The organism is Xanthomonas sp. NCPPB 1128 (assembly GCF_001043115.1).
Taxonomy (GTDB): Bacteria; Pseudomonadota; Gammaproteobacteria; order Xanthomonadales; family Xanthomonadaceae; genus Xanthomonas_A.
In genome coordinates this window covers 16,518-35,109 of record NZ_LFME01000043.1, presented here as the reverse complement: position 1 = coordinate 35,109, position 18,592 = coordinate 16,518, and the positions used below count along the sequence as shown (strand labels likewise).

Genomic DNA, 18,592 nt, shown 5'->3' with positions numbered 1-18,592 from the left:
TGTCGCGGGTGGGGCGGGCCGGGCAGACCACGGCGCTGCCGTAGACCGGCGCGTACACGTCGAGATTGCCGACGCGGCAGGTCGACTGCACGTTCCACTCCCAGGTCTTGAACGCGTCCAAGCCGGCGGTGACGGTGTGCTGCCAGGTTCCCGTGGCGAAGCCGCCCTGCAGGTAGGTGTCCTGCACCCAGGTGCGCCCGTCGAACTGTTGCTGGATGGCGGTGCGGCGCAGGGTGCGCAGGTTGGCGGCCAGGCCGTTGTTGGCGATCAGGAAGCCATCCAGGCCGAAGCTCTGCCAGCGTGCGGCGTGGTGCAGGCTCCAGCCGTTGTCGAAGCGGTGATCGAGCACGTAGCCGATCCGGCTCTGGTGGCTGTGGTACGGCCGCTGTCCGGGTTCGCCGGTGAACAGCGCGCGGTCGATCCTGCCGTTGCGGTTGGGTTCGGCGCTGCCTTCCCACGGCAGGCCCTGCTGGCGGATGTAGTCGCGCTCCTGGTAGCTGGTCAGCAGCACGAAGTCGGTGCGCGGGCCCAGGTCCAGCGACAGCGCCGGGGCGATCCAGCGGCTGCGGAAGTACACGTGGTCGGTCGGGTCGTCGCTGTTCATCGCCAGCGCATTGAGGCGCAAGGCCACCTTGCCATCGGCCGACAGCGGCTGGTTGAGATCGACGCTGCCCTGGCGCAGGCCGTCGCTGCCCACGCCCAGGTCGACGCGCCGCATCGGTTCGGCGCCGGGACGCTTGCTGATCAGGTTGACCAGGCCGCCCGGGAGCACCTGCCCGTACAGCAGCGAGGCCGGGCCCTTCAGCACCTCCACCTGCTGCACGCCGAACAGTTGCTCGGCCACGCGGTTGCTGTCGGCGGTGCGCAGGCCGTCGACGAACAGCGCGTCGGAGGCGGTCTGCCCGCGGATGATCAGGTCGTCCCAGCCGCGCCGGCCGTAGGTGTTGGCGACCACGCCGGAGACGTTGTGCAGCGCGTCGGACAGGCTCAGCGCCTGCTGGCTGTCCAGCAGCGCGCGCGGCACCACGGTGATCGAGAACGGCGTCTGCGCCAGCGGCGCATCGGACTTGTCGGCCTGCACCGGTCCGGTGGCACGGAAGCCGCTCTGCGCGTCGGCACGCACCTGCACGGTGGGCAGGGCGGTGGCCTGTGCAGCATCGGCACCGCTGTCGGCGTCCATCGCGGGGTCGGCACCGGCGGCGTGCGCAGGCAGGCATAGCGCCATGCCCAGCAGGCAGGCGCACGAAAGGGGATGCAGTGTCATCGAGACCGTGGGGCGAAAGTTCTAATCGAGAATGATTATATTTCGCGAGGGCGGCCTTGGGAATGCCCGTGGCAGCGCACGGCGGCGTGCCCGGTGCGCGGCGCGCCTGCGCCGGTGTGCCGCCCCCGCGCTGTGCCGGCATCGCAGCGTCGGCGCACAGCGCGTGCAACGTGGTCTCCACAAACGCAAAGCGACCGCCGGTGCGGTCGCTTTGCGGCGTTGTGCCGCCGTTCGGACGGTGCGCGTCGCTCGGGCGGCGGCGGGCTCAGCCGGCGACGCGGAACACGCCGGGCTGGCCGCCAGGCGGCGTGCCTTCGAATTGGATCAGCGAGGCGACCAGTTCGGCATGCAGGCGGATACGGCCCATCTCGCGCATGATCCGGATGTCCTCGTGGCGCAGTTCGCGGTTGCTCACCACTTCGCGCTTGTAGGCGAGGATCTCCGGGTACTTGCGCGCCATGTTCAATGCATCGGCCACGCATTCCACGGTATCGGCATCGGCGGAGAGCGGCTCGCGGCTGTTGAACGCGGTGAGCCAGCGCTCGAAGCCGGCGGTGCGGTCGAACATGTTGGCGATGAACCAGATCACGAACAGGATCGCCACCCACGAGGTGACCACGATGACGATGCGCGAGAAGGTCAGGTGGTAGTCGTGCTGCCACAGCTGCGCGGTGATCACGCCGAGCAGGATCAGCGAGATCGCCTGCCAGCCGATGATCGAAGCCACCAGCCACTGCTGCTTGGCCTTGGCCAGCAAGGCCACCTCTTCGCGGATCTGCGCCTCGCTCTTGTGCTGCCAGTGCGCGACCTGTTCGGGAAACGAGCGCTGGTGCAGCGCGTTGTCCTCGAGCAGCAATCCCAAGCCTTTGAACAAAGCGAGCATGACGGGCTCCTTGCAGATGCGGTGACGGACGTGGAACGTCGACGGTCGATCTTGAGGCAGCTTCTTTCTAGCACAGCCGCCGCAAAGTGCATGCTGCGGCCGCACATGCGGCACGCGGCCGACGCGCGCCATACGCCATCGCACGGCGCTCGCGCCGTCTTCGCTAGCATCGGCACATGGCTTCGCTACTACGTGCGCTCTCCGCTCCGGCCACCACCCAGATCCGCCGCTGGGTGCTGGGCGCGTTCCCGCGCGAGCGCGACGCCATTGATTACGACCAGCCGCTCGGCGACATCGGCCTGTTCGGTCCGGACAGCGTCACCTGGCGCATCCATGCCGAGTTTCCCGGGATGCTGGCCGGCGGGCTGTGTGCGCTGCTGCTGCAGACCCTGCACCCGCTGGCGCTGGCCGGTGTCTACGACCATTCCAACTTCCGCGAGGACCTGGTCGGGCGCCTGCGCCGCACCACCCAGTTCGTCGCCGCCACCAGCTACGCGCCCACGGATGCGGCGCAGCACCAGATCGCCCGGGTCCGCGCGATCCACGCGTGGGTGCGCGGGCACACGCCCGACGGGCGTGCCTACGCGGCCGACGATCCGGCGCTGCTGACCTGGGTGCACGTGACCGAGGCCTACGGCTTCCTGCAGGGCTACCGCCGCTACTGCCGTGAAGTCCCGGCGGCGATCGCGGACCGTTACTACGACGAAGGCCGGCGCGTGGCCGAGGCGCTGGGCGCACGCCAGGTCCCGGCCAGCGAGGCGGCCGTGTTGGACTACTTCGAACGGCAGCGGCCGCAGTTGCGGGTGGATGCGCGCTCGCGCGAAGTGCTGGCGGTGCTGGCTGGCCTGCGCCTGCCGGTACCGGCGCCAGGCCTGTCGCGGGAACTGTTCCTGGGGGCCGGCGCGGCCTTGCTGCCACCGTGGGCCAGCGCCATGCTGCGGCAGGCGCGGTTGCAGCGCACCGGCCCAGCGGTGCCGGCCTGGTTGCTGCAGCGGGTGGCGCCGCTGTTCCGGGTGGCACTGCACGACGGCATCGCTGCGCGTGCCTGCAGGCGCGTCGGCCTGACCACGCAGCAACTGGCGCAGTGGCCCGCCGCGGGCTGAACCGTTTATCTGTGCCGCTGAACGCAGTATTGCGTCACGTACGGTCAAGATCGTCGGTGCCAGGCCGCTGTAACCAGCACCTACGCCCCATTCCCCACTCTCGATGCCGCAGAACCCGCTCGCCGACAGGAAGCGCGACCGTCGCTTTCGGCACAGCCTGCGGCGCGTCACGCGCGCGCCGTTGCGGGCGATCGCGACCTGGGGCCTGGTGCTGGCGGTGCTGCTGGCGGCCGGCCTGGTGCTGGTCCTGGCACAGGACCGCCACAACCGCCTGGCCGCGGCGCAGCGGCAGAGCCTGGCGCTGGCCACCGGCGCCGACCGCCTGCTGCAGTTGCAACTGGACAATCTCGGCCAGGCCCTGCATGGCGAAGGCCTGGGCGCGCAGGCGCTGCTGGCGGAGACGCCGGTGCGTGCGCCCGAGCTGATCGCCGCCTCGTTGCACGGCCTGCTGGCGCGACACCTGGAACTGCGCGACGTGGCTTTGCTGAATGCGCAGGGGCAACGCCGCTTCGGTGGCGCCGGCGATGCACCACTGCGCGCCTGGATGCAGCATGCGCGCTGCGGCGGTCGGGTCTGCGTGAGCCCGCCGTTGCGCCTGGCCGACGGCGAGGCCGTGGTGCGTGTGGCCGTGCCCTGGGGGACCGATGGCTGGGTCGAGGCGCAATGGCGGGTGGCCGCCCTGCAGCGCATCGTGCAGGGGACCGACAGCGGACGCGACGGCATCGTCGCGCTGACCGACGCGCAGGGCGTGCTGCTGGCCGCCAGCCGCCCGCTTGCGGCCGGCCAGCCTCGCCTGCCGATCGCGCTGGCGCGGCCGATGCCGCATGGCGGCGCGCTGGGCGTGCGCCGCGATGTCTTCGACGGCACGTCGCGGATCCTGGCGCTGAGCGGCGGCGGTGCGTATCCGTTGCTGGCGGTGGCCGGGGTGGGGCTGCGCGAGACGCTGTCCGGCTGGTGGTGGTTCGTCGCGGCGGCGGCGCTGGTGTACGTGCTGTACCTGCTCGGCCTGGCCTATCTGCTGGTGAGCCTGCGCCGTGCCGAGCGCCGCCAGCGCCACCTGCTGCAGCGCCTGCGCCGCGGCGACGAGGATCTGCGCCTGGCCCACGGCATGGGCGGCATCGGCACCTGGCGCATCGACATCGCCGAGCGCGTATTGCGCCTGTCCGAGCCGACCGGCGCGATGTTCGGCCTGCAGCGCATGCAGCTGCCCATCGAGGCGTTCCTGGAGCGGATCCACGACGAGGATCGCGCGCGGGTGACGCAGCTGTACGAGGACGCCGCGCAGGGGCGCGCGGACTACAACACCGTCTACCGCATGCACCTGCCCGATGGGCGCCTGCGCTGGCTGGCCGCGCGCGGCGCGCTGGTGCGTACCCGCAATGGCATGTGCATGACCGGCGCGGTGCAGGATGTCAGCGATCGGGTGGCGGCGCAGGCGCGGCTGCTCGATGCCGAGCGTCAGTTCCGGCTGGTGTTCGACCGCAATCCGCTGCCGTACTGGGTATTCGCCGTGGACAGCCTGCGCTTCCTGGAAGTGAACCAGGCCGCGGTGCGCCAGTACGGCTACAGCCGCGAGGAATTCCTGGCGATGGAGTTGCGCGATCTGCGCCCGCCGGAGGATGCCGAGCGCTTGCTGCAGGATGTGCGCAAACCGCGTGAGGGCTTCGACGTGCCGAGCGTATGGACGCACCGGCGCAAGGACGGCAGCCTGCTGTCGGTGTGCATCCACAGCGCCGATCTGGAATTCGGCGGCGTGTCGGCGCGGTTGATCCTGGCCGAGGACGTCACCGAGCGCCTGGCCCACGAGCGCGAACTGGCGTTCCTTGCCCAGCACGAGTTCAGCACGGGCCTGCTCAAGCCGCGTGCCCTGGCCGAGACCCTGCATGCGCAGCGGCGCGACGGTTATGCGATCGCCTATGTGCAGGTGCGCGGACTGTCGCTGATCGGCGACACCCTGGGCCGTGCCGCCGGCGACGCTGTGCGCTGCGCGGTGGCCGAACGCATTCGCGTGCTGGGCGAACGTTTCGGCCTGAGCGCGCACCAGCCTGTGCAGGACTTCGTGCTGGCGATCCTGGATCCGCAGGCGCTGCCGCAAGCGCTGCAGGCCTTGCAGGAGGCGCTGTACGCGCCGGTGCAGGGCGGCGAATTCACCCAGCAACTGCAGGCGCACATCGGCGTGGCGTTGTGTCCGGACGATGCCGCCAGCGCCGACGAGGTCATCGGCAGCGCTGCGCAGGCCGCGCACGCGGCACAGGCCGAGGGCCGCAGCCTGGTGCGCTTCGACCGCGCCATGGCGGCACGCACCGGCGAGCGCCTGCGCCTGGCCGGACGTATCCAGCAGGCGATCGAGCGCCAGGAATTCGAGCTGCACTTCCAGCCGATCATGGACGCCGTCAGCGGCGCGCCGCGCGAACTGGAGGCGCTGATCCGCTGGCCGCAGGCCGACGGCAGCTTCATTGCGCCGGATGCGTTCATCCAGTTGTGCGAGGACACCGGGCTGATCCTGCCGCTGGGGCGCTGGGTGATGCGCGCCGCGGCGCGGGCGCGCCGCGCCCTGGTCGAGCATGGATGGCCGGATCTGCCGGTGGCGGTGAACGTGTCGGCGCTGCAGTTCTTCGATGGCGACCTGGTCGCCGACCTGGCGCAGGCCTGCGCCGAGGTCGGGTTGGCCGCCAATGGCCTGCAGTTGGAGCTGACCGAGAGCAGCCTGATGCGGCAGCCGCAGCAGGCCGGCGACGTGCTGCGGCAGCTGCGCGCGCTGGGCGTGCGCGTGGCCCTGGACGATGTCGGCACCGGTTTCTCCAGCATGGCGTATCTGCGCGACCTGCCGCTGGACACGCTGAAGATCGACCGCAGCTTCGTCGCCGAGGTGGACCGCGATCCGCGCAACGCCTCGATCTGCCAGGCGCTGCTGACCCTGGGCCATTGCCTGGGGCTGGACGTGGTCGCCGAGGGCGTGGAAACCGAGAGCCAGTTGCGCTGGCTACGCGCGCATGGCTGCGGCGGCGTGCAGGGCTATCTGCTCGGGCGCCCGGCCCCGTTAGCGGAGGTGCTGCAGCGGCTCTGCACGGTCACAGCATGAGGTCCACGTCGTGGCCGCTGCCCGGCGTCGGGAGCGCTTCGCCGTCCCAGTAGCGGCGCAGCGGTTCGCGCACCAGATCCAGTGCGGTCGAGGCAGCGCGCGCACCCGGGTAGCGCTGCAGGTTGCGCGACTGCAGGGCGAGCATGCGCCGGTCCTGTTCGCCAACGCGGCGCAGCAGCGGCCACACCAGCAAGCGCACCGCCCACGCCGGCGCCCAGCGCCCCTCCACGTGCAGGCTGGCGAAGACGTCGGTGCTGCGTGCGCCGAGCGGGGTGAAGTACAGGCTGATCCGCACGCGGCCGCCGCGCGCGTAGCGGTACTCGATCTGCGCGCTGCCGGGGGCGGCGAAATGCGCGCGTTCCAGGATGCGCGGCGATTCGAACAGCCGGTACAGCCAGCCGCTCTGCGCCGCGGCGCCGCGGTAGTCGACGTGGAAGCCTTCGTCGGTGTGCCGCAACTCGGCGCGCATGGCGGTGCGCGCGCCGCCGCGCCGCACCAGCCCCGGATGCAGCAGATGGGTGTGCAGCGGGTCCAGGAAGTTCTCCAGCGCATCGACCACGTGCGCGTCCCAGCGCGTGCGCCACAGGAAGCGCCGCGCCGACGGCTGCAGCGCCTGCACCAGTTGCGACGGCGCGTCCGCGCCTTCCGGATCGGGACGCAGCCAGATCAGCCCGTCGTGCTCGCGCGCGGCGAAGGCGCGCACCCGCACCGCCGGCGGCGCCTGCCCGGGCGGCAGGCCGGGGATCTCGCGCAGGGCGCCGTCGCGGTCGAAGCGCCAGCCGTGGTACGGGCAGGACAGGCCATCGCCGGTGGCGCAGCCGGCCGACAGCGGGGCGTGCCGGTGCGGGCAGCGGTCCTCCAGCGCCAGCAGGCGGCCGTCGGCGCAACGCGCGATCGCCGCATGCCGGTCCATCACCGACACCCCCAGCGGTCGCTGGCGCAACGCCGCGGCGGGAGCGACGGCGAACCACTGTCGGTACAGCGACGGATGCCAGGCGCTCATGCCGCTCGCGGCGTCCGCCGCGTCCGTGGTTCGCTGCAGGCGATCATGCGATGGCGGTGCCGGCGACCCGGTTGCGGCCGGCGCGCTTGGCCGCATACAGGGCCTGGTCGGCGGCCAGCACCAGGGTCTGCCAGGGCGCCTGCGCCCCTGCCGACAGGCAGTAGCCGATGCTCACCGTGCACACCAGCGGTGTCTCCGGCACCGCCTCGATCTGCTGCTGCTCGATGCGTCGCCGCAGGCGCTCGGCGAGATCGCGCACCCCCGCCTCCTCGCCATGCGGGACCAGCACCATGAATTCCTCGCCGCCGATGCGCGCCAGCAGGTCGGGCGTGCGGATGTGCTGCGCCAGCGTCTGCGCGATGGCGATCAGCACCTGGTCGCCGACGGCATGGCCGAAGCGGTCGTTGATCGATTTGAAATGGTCCACGTCGATCATCAGTACCGCGACCGACCCCTGCTTGCGCGCGGCATCGTGGGTCGCCGCCTCGCCGCGCTCCCACATCACCCGGCGGTTGGTCACCCCGGTGAGCGGATCCTGTGAGGCATGCCGCATCAGTTCCGCATTCATTTCGCGGGTCAGCATCCACAGGAAACCGGGCGTGATGCTTGCAGTCAGCACGATGCGCGAGAGCAGGCCGAAGTTGGTGGTCGGGTCGTAGCTGGTATCGGCATCGGGGTGGAGCGCCCACCAGGCGATCCGCAGTCCCACCATGCCAGCCCACAGGAAATGGCAGACGGCGGTGAAGCGCGCCGCCGAGCGCACCACGCTGTCGGCATAGCGCCACAGCGCGACTGCGGTCGCGGCGGTCAGCAGGCCGCGCACCATGCCGCCGAAGATCACCATGATCCGGTGATCGTGGTTGGCGTAGGACAGGCTGTAGAGCTCCAGTGCGCAGAGCAGCGCGACCGGCACCAGCAGCGTCCATTGCAGCAGCGGACGCCGCAGATAAGCGTTCACCGCCACCAGCGTCAGCATGGTGGCCACGTCCAAGGTGACGTTGCCGATGTGGTTGACCCAGAAGTTGGTGACGTTCCAGGCCGGCGCCAGCAGGATGCCGAAGCCCAGGGCGAACACGCCGTAGCTCAGCGCCAGCAGCAGCAGGCTGCGCGCGTGCCGTTCCTTGCGGCCGGTGACGTACAGGGCCAGGAACATCGCCGAGGACACTGCCGCGAGCAATGCGTTGACGATCAGCAGGGTGCCGGCATGGGCCAGATGCGCAATCCATTCCACAGATGTTCCGGGCCGCCGCGGCGATGAGGTGTTGCAGGTGCAGCAAAGTATATGCCAGTGCCAGCGCCTGACATCCGGCGCGGCATGCGCGATCGAGGCTGAAAACGATTACGGTCTGCCTTCTGGCGTGGTGCTGCGTTGCCTTACAACCGGTACTTGCGCATCAGCGGCACGCCGATGCGCCGGGTCAGCGCGCCGAGCGCGGCGATCGGCTGGCGTCGCCGCAACGGCAGGTGGCGCGCATCGACCGCGCTGTATTCGATGACTGGCATGCCGCCGCGCTGGCGCTTGAAGCTGGCAGCGCCGGCGCTCTGGTTGAGGCGCTGGCCGTACCGTCGCGCATGGTCGATGCCGCAGGCGGTGAGGGTGCGGTACAGCGCCAGCCGCTGCGGCAGCCGCAGGTCATAGCCGACGATGGGAGCGGTGACGGTGCCGCCGATGCCGAACAGGCCGGTGATGCACACCAACTGCCCGGTATCGTCGCGGAAGCCGTCGAAGCGCAGCAGCCCGGCGCGGTGCCAGGCACGCAGGAAGCCGGCGTGGTAGGCCGGATTGCAGCGCGAATACTTTTCCAGATACAGCTGCGCATACAGCGCGGCGATGCGCGGATAGTCGGCCTCGCCGATGGCGTCGTTGCCGCAGCGCTGCAGATCGCGGCGGTCGACCAGCTTGAGGTCGCGGGCCAGGTCGCGATGGCGCAGCAGCTGCGGCCAGTCCTGGTACATGTACACCTGGCGACTGGCGATCAGGGTGAAGCCTTCGGCCTGCAGCGCGTGCAGCCATTGCGGCGTGTCCACCGCATTGAGCGAGCGGAACCACAGCGCGTGGTCGGGCCAGCGCGCACGTGCGGCGTCCAGCAACGTGCGCAGGCTGCCGGGCGGCAGCGGCGGATACAGGTTGGTGGACAGCAGCCAGTTGTTGAGGGTGACCGCACGGTCGATCCGCGCCCAGTCCAGCCACGCGCCGATGCCGCCGCACAGGCCGCGCACCGGTGCGGCCAGTGTGCCAGGCAGCAGCCGCGCGGCTTCCTCGGCGGCGTAGTCGGCATAGGTGGTGCGCGGCGAGCACACCCAGGCGTTGCCGGGGTGGTGTTCGCCGACCGTCACCGGCAGCGTCAGCGCGCCGGCCTGCAGTACCTCGATGCGCGCCTGCGCGTTGTCGGCCAGTTGCTGCGCGTCGCCACCGGCATGCAGCGCGGTGAAGCGCTGCAGCTGCGCGGCGTAGTCGGGGGCCGCGGGCTCGACGCTGCCGGCGTTCATGGCGGCGGCAGCGCCTCGCCGTCCCATTCGGTATCGCGGGTGGCGGCCTCGCGTACGCTGCAGCGTTGCGCCAGCGCCAGCCGCGCATGGCTGCCCAGGTCGCACAGCGTGCCGGCCAGCGGCCAGCGGTCGCCGCGCGGCGCCAGCACGTCCTCGGCGCGCACGTAGTCCTGGCGCCACTGCCGCAGCCGGCCATGGCCCAACGCTGCCGGCAAGGCCACGCCCAGCATGAGCATGCCCAGCATCGCCGCGCGGTCGTCGGCCGGGCGCAGCGGCGCCTGCGCATCGCCCGCGTCGCCGCACAGCAAGGCCACCAGTGGGTCGGTCGCGGCAAACAGGTGCAGGCCGCTGGTCGCGCGCGGATTGCACTCGATCACGCTGCAGCGCCCTTGCGCGGAGACCATCCAGTCGAAGGAGATCTGCCCGCTGAAGCGCAGCGCCTGCACCAACTGCGCGGTGAAGCGCTCGATCTGCGGATCCGGCGCGGCGTCGAAGTAGTAGCTGGAACTACGCCGCAGGCGATAGCGCGGGCGATACACCGCATGCGCCAGCAACACGCCGTCGCGCGCCAACGCATACGAGCAGCGTTCCTCGCCATCGCAGTAGCGCTGCGCGACCCAGGCGCCCTGATCGGGCAGCGGCGTGTCCGCGGCCAGCATGCCGTGCGGGTACAGCCGGACATGCACGCCGAAGCGCGAGAATTCCGGTTTCAGCACCAGTGGCGCAGTGCCCGCCCATTCGCGCGCCTGTTCCAGGTCGTGCACGCGGATGCTGTCGGGCACGTCGACGTCACTGTCCAGACCGCGCGCCAGTTCCATGAACGCGTACTTGCTGTGCAGCGTGCGCAGCGTGTCGAAGTCGTGGAGCGGCAGGTGCAGTTGCGCCGGCAGCGCGCTGCGGTAGCGGGCCAGGTAGAACACTTCCTCGCAGGTCGGCACCAGCACGTCGATGCGCTGGCGTGCCAGCACATCGTTGAGATCGGCCAGCCAGGCGCGCGGCGCATCGCGTGCCGGGGCGACGCGGTGATGCGCGGCGACCGCGCGCGACCAGCCGGAGATGCGGCTGGCGACGCTGTCGGCCAGGTGCACCCGCCAGCCCTGCGCGGCGAAACGGCGCGCCAGGTCCAGGGCGACCGGCGCACGCGCGCCGGTGATCAGCACGCCGGGGGCATCAGCCATGCGTGTGCTCCGCCGGCGCCGGCCGCCATTGCCGGCAATGCGAGGGCACCAGCCGCAACGCCGGCTCGGCCTGGCGCAGCGCATGCAGCCGCGCCAACGTGTCGCGATACACGCGGTGCTCGCCGAGCAGGTGGGTGACCAGCGCCGGCGGCGGCGTGCCATCGGCGAGCGCGGCGCTGGACCAGGCCGCGTCGGCGATCAGGAACACCGGGCCGTGCGCGTCCTCGAACCACAGGCCGTAGTGGCCGGGCGCATGCCCGGGCAGCGGCACCAGCAGCACGCTGCCGTCGCCGAACAGATCGCGCGGTGTGCCGAAGTCGCGCAGCGCGGTGGGCGGTGCGGCCGCGGGCAGCGCCTCGATCCAGTGCATGCGCGGGCGCGCGCCGTGCAGCAGCGCCGGCAGGAAGCCTTCGCGCAGCGCGGCCAGCCGGCCGCGGCGCTGCAGGTCGTCCCAGGCCTGTCGTGCGCAGGCCAGGCGCGCCTGCGGGAAATCGGCGACGCCGCCGACGTGGTCGCCATGGAAGTGCGAGAGCACGATCCAGCCGATATGGTCCGGATCCACGCCGTCGCGGGCGAGCTGGTCGCGCAGCGATTGTCCGGGCGCCAGTTGCACCGGAGTCAGCCAGCGATACAGCCGCTCGGGGAAACGCGCGGTGGCGTCGAAGAAGTGCTGCGCGTAGCCGGTGTCGAACAGCAGATCGCCGTGCTGCGGATGCTGCAGCAGCGCCGCCAGCGCCGGGAACGGGCACGGCGCCAGCGGTGCGCCGCGCCGCGTGGCGCGTTCGGGGTGCGTGCAGTGGCCGGCCTCGTACAGCCGCCAGCGCAGCCGTGGCGCGCTCATGGCCGCCCCAGTGCGGCCAGCCCGGCCTCGGTCGACAGTACCGGCGCATAGCCGAGTTCGCGGCGCGCGCGGCCGATGTCCAGCGTCTGCGAATAGCCGAGCACGCCGATGCCGTAGCGGCTGAGCCGCGGTTCCGGTTGACCGCGCCGGCGCAGCGCGATCTGTTCGCCGAGCGTGGCCAGGGCCAGTGCCGGTCCGCGTGGCACCGGCAGCAGCCGCACGCGCAGGCGCAGCACCGCGAACAGTTCGGTCAGCAGGTCGCGCACCGCGATCGGCACGCCGTTGCTGATGTTGTAGGCGCGGCCGTCGCCGATGTGCTCGGCGCGCAGCGCGGCCAGCGCCGCGGCCACCGCGTTCTCCACGCAGCACACGTCGATCATCGCGCGGCCGCCGTTGACCAGCGGGAACCAGCCGCGCTGCGCCACCGCCAGCAAGCGCGGCACGATCGCGTTGTCGCCATGGCCGAACACCGCGCGCGGACGCAGCACCACTGCCGGCAGTCCGGCCGCCGCTGCGGCGCGTACCTTTTCTTCTGCTTCCCACTTGGTCTGCGGGTAGCCACCGATCCAGCGCGCCGGCGGGGTGAAGTCTTCGCTGATCTGGTATTGATCGGCGAAGCGGAAGTAGATGCTGGGCGAACTGAAGTGCACGAAGCGGCGCACGCGCGCGGCCAGCGCGGCGGCGAGCAGGCGTTCGGTGGCGACCACGTTGGCCAGGCGGAAGGTCTCGGCGCTGGCCCACGGCGCCGACAACGCCGCGCAGTGGATCACCGCAGCGCAGCCATGCAGCAGCGGCGCCAGGTCGTCGCTGCATAGTTCGGCACGCACAACGTCGATGCGCGGATCGCCAGCGAAGGCCGCCAGCTTGGCGGTGTCGCGGCCGCTGGCGCGCACCGGCACGCCGGCCTCGGCCAGGGCGCGCACGATGTAGGCGCCGATGAAGCCGGAGGCACCGGTGACCAGGACGCGTGCCATGTCAGTAGCGCAACACCGCGCCGCCGAACGCCAGCCCGGCGCCGGAGCCGACCAGGCCGATCAGGTCGCCACGGACGATGCGGCCACTGTGGATCGCCTGGTGCAGCGCGCCGGGAATGGATGCCGCCATCTGGTTGCCGCGATGGCCGATGATCTCGATCAGCGCATCCGGCGCCAGTCCCAGCGCGACGCGCAGATGGCGCAGCGCCTTGGCGCTGGCCTGGTGCGGCACGATCCGCCGCAGTTGCGCCAGCTCGACCCCGGCCTGTGCCAGCAGCCGCTGCAGGAAGCCGGGCAGTTTCGCCGCAGCGAGGCGATAGGTGGCGCGGCCGTGCATTTCGAACTGCGAACCGGCGCGCAGCGCCTCGACGCCGTGGTCCAGGCGCAGGCGGGTGCCGCCGGCGCGCACGCGGCAGTGGTCGATGCCTTCGGAGTAGGTTTCCAGGCGTGCCGCGAGCAATTGCGAACCGCTGTCGCCGCTGTCGGCGGCGACGATCACCGCCGCGGCGCCATCGCCGAACAGCGGCGCGGTGTCGGCATCGTCCGGGTTGAGGCCGACGCTGGCGATCTCGCTGGCGACGATCAGCACGCGGCGATAGCGGCCGGCGGCGATCGCGCAGGCGGCCAGGTCGAGCGCGGCGATGAAGCTCAGGCAGGTGGCGTTGATGTCGAAGGCCGGGATGCCGCTACCCTGCAGGCCCAGCCGCGCATGCAGCAACGCCGCGCTGCAGGGGATCGCCTGTTCCATCAGGCTGCAGGCACTGATCACGCAGTCGACCTCGTGCGCCTGCAGCTGCGCTGCCTCCAGCGCCGCGCGCGCGGCACGTTCGCCCATGAAGGTGGCCGGCTCGTCGGCGCCCGCATAGTGCCGCGTGGCCACGCCGGTGTGCCGCAGGGTCCAGCCGGCGGGCTTGCCCCAGCGCCGGTCGAAGGTCTCCGCCAGCACCTGCTGCACGGGCAGATACTCGCCCGTGCCGAGGATGCGCAGCGCGAGGGGCCTGCTGGTGTGGACGCTCATCCGTAAAGCTCGCACAAGGGGCGCGCAGCGTACTGCCAGCGCATTGGGGCCGGCAACCGCGCCGCCGCGCTCAGCGGCCGCGGCGCTGCCCGTACCAGAAGCCGAGGCCGTCGCGCGAGCGCAGCATGCCGCGGCCGCGGCGCAGCAACTGCAGCAGCAGTTCCAGGTGCTCGCGCTTGCTGAAGCTGCGCAGCTTGCGGTCGGAGGTATGCACCGGCTCGCGCAGGATCACGAAACGTCCCTGCCGGGCCAGCGCGCGGCTCAGCGCCACGTCCTCGCCGGCGTAGTAGCGCTCGTCGAAGCCGCCGGCGGCGACGAAGGCGCTGCGCGTGCAGAACAGGAAGCAGCCGGGGGCGATGCCGGTGCAGCGGAACAGCCAGCCGAACAGCGCCTGGGCCAGGCGTTCGTGCCAGGCGATGTCGCCGAGCAGGCGCACCTGCGCGCCGCCGCCGACCGCACCGGTGCCGAGCGCGCGCAGCGCCGCGGCCAGCAGCGGGGTGTTGACGCGGGTGTCGGCATCGACGAACAGCAGATGGCGGCCGCCGCTGGCGGCGGCGCCGGCATTGCGCACGGCGGCGATGTGCCGCAGTTCCACCTCCAGCACCTGCGCGCCGTGCCGGCGCGCGATCTCGGCGGTGGCGTCGCTGCAGGCATCGGCCACCACCAGCGTCTCGTAGTCCAGCCGCAAGGCCTGGGCGGCGACATGCAGCGAGGCCAGCGTATCGCCGATAAGGGCGGCTTCGTCGTGCGCGGGGACGATGAAGGAGATCACCCCCGCATCATGCGGGGCCGGCGCGGCGCGGGCAATCGACCCGCGCCGCGGCCGGGGGCGCGGTTCAGCCCTGCAGGGCGCCGCGCGAGGCGGCGGGGTAGCGATGGCCGGCGGCGGCATCGGCGGGGAAGATCGCCTCGATCTGCGCCAGCTCCTCGGCGCTCAGCTTCACCTGCAGCGCGCCCAGGTTCTCTTCCAGGTAGGCCAGGCGCTTGGTGCCCGGGATCGGCACCAGGTCCTCGCCCTGCGCCAGCACCCAGGCCAGCGCCAGCTGTCCCGGGGTCACGCCCTTGGCCTGGGCCAGTTCGCGCACCCGCTCCACCAGTTGCAGGTTGCGATCGAAGTTCTCGCCCTGGAAGCGCGGCGAATGGCGCCGGTAGTCGTCGGCCTCGAAGTCCTCCGGCGAACGGATCGCGCCGGTCAGGAAGCCGCGGCCCAGTGGCGAATACGGCACGAAGCCGATGCCCAGCTCGCGCACCGTCTCCAGCGTGCCGTCCTGTTCCGGGTCGCGCGACCACAGCGAGTACTCGCTCTGCAGCGCGGTGATCGGATGCACCGCATGCGCGCGGCGGATGGTCGCGGCCGCAGCCTCGGACAGGCCCAGGAAGCGCACCTTGCCCTGTTCCACCAGCCGCGCCATCGCCCCGACCGTGTCCTCGATCGGCACGTTCGGGTCCACGCGGTGCTGGTAGTACAGGTCGATATGGTCCACGCCGAGCCGGCGCAGGCTGGCCTCGCATGCGGACTGCACGTACTCCGGGCGGCCGTCGATGCCGCGTGCGGCCGGGTCGTTGGGGTCGAGCTTGATGCCGAACTTGGTCGCCAGCACGACTTGGTCGCGGCGCCCGGCCAGCGCCTTGCCGACCAGCACTTCGTTGGTGTGCGGGCCGTACATGTCGGCGGTGTCGATCAGGCTGACGCCGTGCTCGATCGCGGCGTGGATGACCGCGATCGAAGCCGCGTCGTCGCTGCGGCCGCCGTAGAACGCGCTCATGCCCATGCAGCCGAGGCCGAGGGCGGAGACGCGGGGGCCGTTGCGGCCGAGGGTGCGGGTTTGCATGGAGGATGCTCCTGAGGGGGAGGGGAGGGAAAGCGTGGCCGCCGGGCGGTTCGCTCAGGGTGAGGATTCGCCGAGGACATCGCGGGCGACGGCCAGGGCATTGAGCGCGGTGGGGAAGCCGACGTAGGCGTACAACTGGTCGAGCACCGCGAAGATCTCCGCGCGGCTGGCGCCGGCGGCGAGCGCCGCACGCAGGTGCACGCGCAACTGCGGTACGGCATGGCCGAGGCTGGCCAGCACCGCCACCGTGACCAGTTCGCGGGTCTTCAGGTCGAGCGCGGTGCCCGGACGATAGATCTCGCCGAACGCGATGGCGGCGCCGCGGCCGGTGAGCGCAGCGTCCGGGGCATCGGCCAGCGCGCGGATCGCCTGCGCCTGCGCAGGTCCCATCAAGGCGTCGATCTGCGCGATGCCGGCCGCTTCGGCTTCGGCGAGGGTGGGCTGGCCCGGAAGCGCGGCGGGCGCAGTGGAGCGGGTCGGGGACGGCGGTTCGGCGGCGGCGGTCTCGACGCCGCCGACGGCCAGGCTTGCGGCCAATGCCGCCTTCAGCAGGGAAGGATGGGACGTGGACATGGGGTGGACCTCGCAGCGAGAGACGTGGCCGGCGGCGCACTGCCGCCCGGGATCAGCGCGGCTGGATGCGGGTGCCGCCGCTCAGCAAGGCCTGCGGATTCGGCGAGGCCAGGAAGTCGTGCGGGAAGCCCAGTTCGATCGCGCTGGCGGCATCCAGCCGCTGCAGCGCTTCGGTATCCAGGTGCAGGGTGAGCGCGCCGAGGTTGTCCTGCAGTTGCGCCACGCTGCGCGCGCCGACGATCGGCATCGCCCCGCGCGCCAGCAGCCAGGCCAGCGCCACCTGCGCCGGCGAGCGCTGCAGCTCGTCGGCCAGCGTCACCACCGCCTCGGCCACCGCCAATGCGTGCTCGTTGAAGGTGCGCTGCGAATGCGCGACCTCGGCGCGGCCGACGCCATCGACCTGCGCGCCGCCGGAGGCGGCCGCACGTACCCGCGCCAGATCGGCGGCGCCGTATTTGCCGGTGAGCACGCCCATCGCCAGCGGCGACCAGGCCAGCACCGACATGCCCAGCGCCTCGGCCATCGGCACCAGTTCGCGCTCGACCGTGCGCTGCGCCAGCGAGTATTCGATCTGCAGGGCGACGAACGGCGTCCAGCCGCGCAGGTCGGCCAGGGTCTGCATGCGCGCCACCTGCCAGGCGGGGGTGTCGGAGATGCCGGCATAGAGGATCTTGCCGGCGCGCACCAGGTCGTCGAAGCCGCGCATGACCTCGTCGATGCCGGTGGTGCCATCCCAGGCGTGCAGGTACAGCAGGTCCAGGTAGTCGGTGCCCAGCCGCGCCAGGCTGGCGTCGACCGAGCGCAGCAGCGCCTTGCGGTGGTTGCCGCCGCCGTTGGGATCGCCGGGGAAGGGATTGAGCGCGAACTTGCTGGCGATCACCAGGCGGTCGCGGCGGCCGGCGACGAAGCGGCCGAGCAGGGTCTCGGCGCTGCCATTGGTGTAGATGTTGGCGGTGTCGAGGAAGTTGCCGCCGGCATCGACGTACAGATCGAACAGCCGGCGTGCCTCATCGGCATCCGCGCCCCAGCCCCAGTCGGCGCCGAAGGTCATCGTGCCCAGGCACAGCGGGCTGACGCGCAGGCCGGAACGGCCGAGCAGGCGGTAGTGATCGAGGGCCATCGCGGCGGTCTCCATGTGAGGGTGCGGGCACTGTAGGCACCGCCTCGCCATGGATAAATCCGGGTAATGCGCATGTGCTTTGAAGGTGTGCTAAACAATGGCCGGCGCGCATCGCGCCCGTCTTCCACTGCCGTCCGCCATGCACCGTCCACCGCCGCTGTCCGCCGTCGTCGCCTTCGTCCGTGTCGCCCACCATGGCAGCTTCACCCGCGCCGCCGCCGAACTGGGCGTGTCGCCTTCGGCGCTGTCGCAGACGCTGCGCGCGCTGGAGGCGCAGCTGGGCGCGCGCCTGCTCAACCGCACCACCCGCCGGGTCGGCCTGAGCGAGCACGGCGAGCGCTTCCTGCAGCGGGTGGCGCCGGGCCTGGCGCAGATCGACGCGGCCTTCGCCGACCTGGATTTCCTGCGCGACCGCCCGGCCGGCGCGCTGCGCATCAACCTGCCGCTGGTGGCCGCCGAGCAACTGGTCTGCCCACACCTGCCGGCGTTCCTGGCGCGCTATCCGGAGGTCAGCGTGGAGCTGTTTTCGGACCGCACCCTGGCCGACATCGTCGCCGGCGGCTTCGACGCCGGCATCCGCCTGGGCGAGAGCCTGGCGCGCGACATGATCGCGGTGCCGGTGGGTCCGCCGCAGCGGCAGACGGTGGTGGCCGCGCCGGCGTATTTCGCCGCGCACGGCGTGCCGCGGACACCGGCCGAACTGGCCGTGCACGACTGCATCCGCTGGCGGCGTACCGACGGCCGCCTGCAGGCCTGGGAATTCACCCGCGACGGCCACGATTTCCTGGTCGAAGTCAGCGGGCGGCTGGTGGTCAACGACACCGCGGTCGGCCTGGATGCCGCGCGCCGCGGCCTGGGCTTGGGCCAGGCGTTCGAGTGGCAGGTGGCCGCCGACGTTGCCGCCGGCCGCTTGCAGCAGGTGCTGGACGACTGGCACGCGCCGTTCCCCGGCTGGCACATCTACTACCCGGCGCGCGATCACCTGCCGCCGAAGCTGCGCGTGTTCATCGATCACCTGCGCGCGGTGCACGCACCGGACGGCATGGCGTAGCGCGACGGCGCTGGCCAACGGTCGGCGCATTGCGAGATGGGGACGGAGAGAGCAGGCGGCGGTGCCGCAGCCGCGATCGCAGCGTGGCTCGGAGAAGCGCCCGACCGGCAGGGCCGGGCGCCGTGGGGGCGTGGCATCGCCCAGAGATCGCTGCGATCGCGATGCAGGGTGCCGCCCTTT

16 protein-coding genes are annotated in these 18,592 nt (G+C 71.7%); 3 read left to right on the top strand and 13 right to left on the bottom strand.

What is annotated here, in order from left to right; all coding sequences use genetic code 11:
* The coding region (locus tag ACP93_RS19205) for a TonB-dependent receptor (RefSeq protein ID WP_048492267.1) at positions 1 to 1,264 on the bottom strand (1,264 nt) is incomplete at its 3' end.
* Positions 1,265 to 1,529: 265 nt separating this feature from the next.
* Positions 1,530 to 2,147 (bottom strand): hypothetical protein, encoded by a 618-nt coding sequence (locus ACP93_RS19200; RefSeq protein WP_048492261.1) that lies wholly within the window; start codon positions 2,145 to 2,147, stop codon positions 1,530 to 1,532.
* A 176-nt stretch (positions 2,148 to 2,323) separates the two neighbouring features.
* Between ACP93_RS19200 and ACP93_RS19195 the strand changes: the two genes are divergently transcribed.
* Together ACP93_RS19195 and ACP93_RS19190 are read left to right on the top strand one after the other, a co-directional pair.
* Positions 2,324 to 3,250, top strand: coding sequence for an oxygenase MpaB family protein (locus ACP93_RS19195; RefSeq protein WP_048492260.1), 927 nt, complete (start codon positions 2,324 to 2,326; stop codon positions 3,248 to 3,250).
* 181 nt (positions 3,251 to 3,431) lie between these two features.
* Entirely contained in the window at positions 3,432 to 6,332 is a 2,901-nt protein-coding gene (locus ACP93_RS19190) for a bifunctional diguanylate cyclase/phosphodiesterase (protein WP_082143541.1), read from the top strand.
* Here ACP93_RS19190 and ACP93_RS19185 read toward each other — a convergent pair.
* From ACP93_RS19185 to ACP93_RS19135, 11 genes are all read right to left on the bottom strand, one after another.
* Positions 6,322 to 7,335 (bottom strand): Rieske 2Fe-2S domain-containing protein, encoded by a 1,014-nt coding sequence (locus tag ACP93_RS19185; RefSeq protein ID WP_082143539.1) that lies wholly within the window; start codon positions 7,333 to 7,335, stop codon positions 6,322 to 6,324. The genes ACP93_RS19190 and ACP93_RS19185 overlap by 11 nt on opposite strands.
* A gap of 43 nt (positions 7,336 to 7,378) precedes the next feature.
* On the bottom strand, positions 7,379 to 8,566 hold the full coding sequence (locus ACP93_RS19180) for a GGDEF domain-containing protein (protein WP_048492258.1): 1,188 nt from the start codon (positions 8,564 to 8,566) through the stop codon (positions 7,379 to 7,381).
* A gap of 143 nt (positions 8,567 to 8,709) precedes the next feature.
* Positions 8,710 to 9,825: a hypothetical protein gene (locus tag ACP93_RS19175; protein WP_048492257.1), complete on the bottom strand. Its 1,116-nt coding sequence runs from the start codon at positions 9,823 to 9,825 to the stop codon at positions 8,710 to 8,712.
* Positions 9,822 to 11,003, bottom strand: a complete 1,182-nt coding sequence (locus ACP93_RS19170) for an ATP-grasp domain-containing protein (protein ID WP_048492256.1) — start codon at positions 11,001 to 11,003, stop codon at positions 9,822 to 9,824. The genes ACP93_RS19175 and ACP93_RS19170 overlap by 4 nt, the downstream gene beginning before the upstream one ends.
* Positions 10,996 to 11,844 (bottom strand): MBL fold metallo-hydrolase, encoded by an 849-nt coding sequence (locus ACP93_RS19165; protein ID WP_048492255.1) that lies wholly within the window; start codon positions 11,842 to 11,844, stop codon positions 10,996 to 10,998. The genes ACP93_RS19170 and ACP93_RS19165 overlap by 8 nt, the downstream gene beginning before the upstream one ends.
* On the bottom strand, positions 11,841 to 12,818 hold the full coding sequence (locus ACP93_RS19160) for an NAD-dependent epimerase/dehydratase family protein (protein ID WP_048492254.1): 978 nt from the start codon (positions 12,816 to 12,818) through the stop codon (positions 11,841 to 11,843). The genes ACP93_RS19165 and ACP93_RS19160 overlap by 4 nt, the downstream gene beginning before the upstream one ends.
* A gap of 1 nt (position 12,819) precedes the next feature.
* Entirely contained in the window at positions 12,820 to 13,836 is a 1,017-nt protein-coding gene (locus tag ACP93_RS19155) for a 3-oxoacyl-[acyl-carrier-protein] synthase III C-terminal domain-containing protein (RefSeq protein ID WP_048492253.1), read from the bottom strand.
* Positions 13,837 to 13,906: 70 nt separating this feature from the next.
* Positions 13,907 to 14,608: a glycosyltransferase gene (locus ACP93_RS19150; protein WP_048492252.1), complete on the bottom strand. Its 702-nt coding sequence runs from the start codon at positions 14,606 to 14,608 to the stop codon at positions 13,907 to 13,909.
* 64 nt (positions 14,609 to 14,672) lie between these two features.
* A complete protein-coding gene (locus ACP93_RS19145) occupies positions 14,673 to 15,668 on the bottom strand; it encodes an aldo/keto reductase (RefSeq protein ID WP_048492251.1) in 996 nt (331 codons plus the stop codon).
* Positions 15,669 to 15,722: 54 nt separating this feature from the next.
* Complete coding sequence (locus ACP93_RS21355) at positions 15,723 to 16,241, bottom strand: carboxymuconolactone decarboxylase family protein (RefSeq protein WP_082143538.1); 519 nt, start codon at positions 16,239 to 16,241, stop codon at positions 15,723 to 15,725.
* Positions 16,242 to 16,293: 52 nt separating this feature from the next.
* Complete coding sequence (locus ACP93_RS19135) at positions 16,294 to 17,361, bottom strand: aldo/keto reductase (RefSeq protein ID WP_048492264.1); 1,068 nt, start codon at positions 17,359 to 17,361, stop codon at positions 16,294 to 16,296.
* 139 nt (positions 17,362 to 17,500) lie between these two features.
* Here ACP93_RS19135 and ACP93_RS19130 point away from each other — a divergent pair, with 139 nt between their 5' ends.
* Positions 17,501 to 18,412 (top strand): LysR family transcriptional regulator, encoded by a 912-nt coding sequence (locus ACP93_RS19130; RefSeq protein WP_048492250.1) that lies wholly within the window; start codon positions 17,501 to 17,503, stop codon positions 18,410 to 18,412.
* Positions 18,413 to 18,592: the final 180 nt, after the last annotated feature.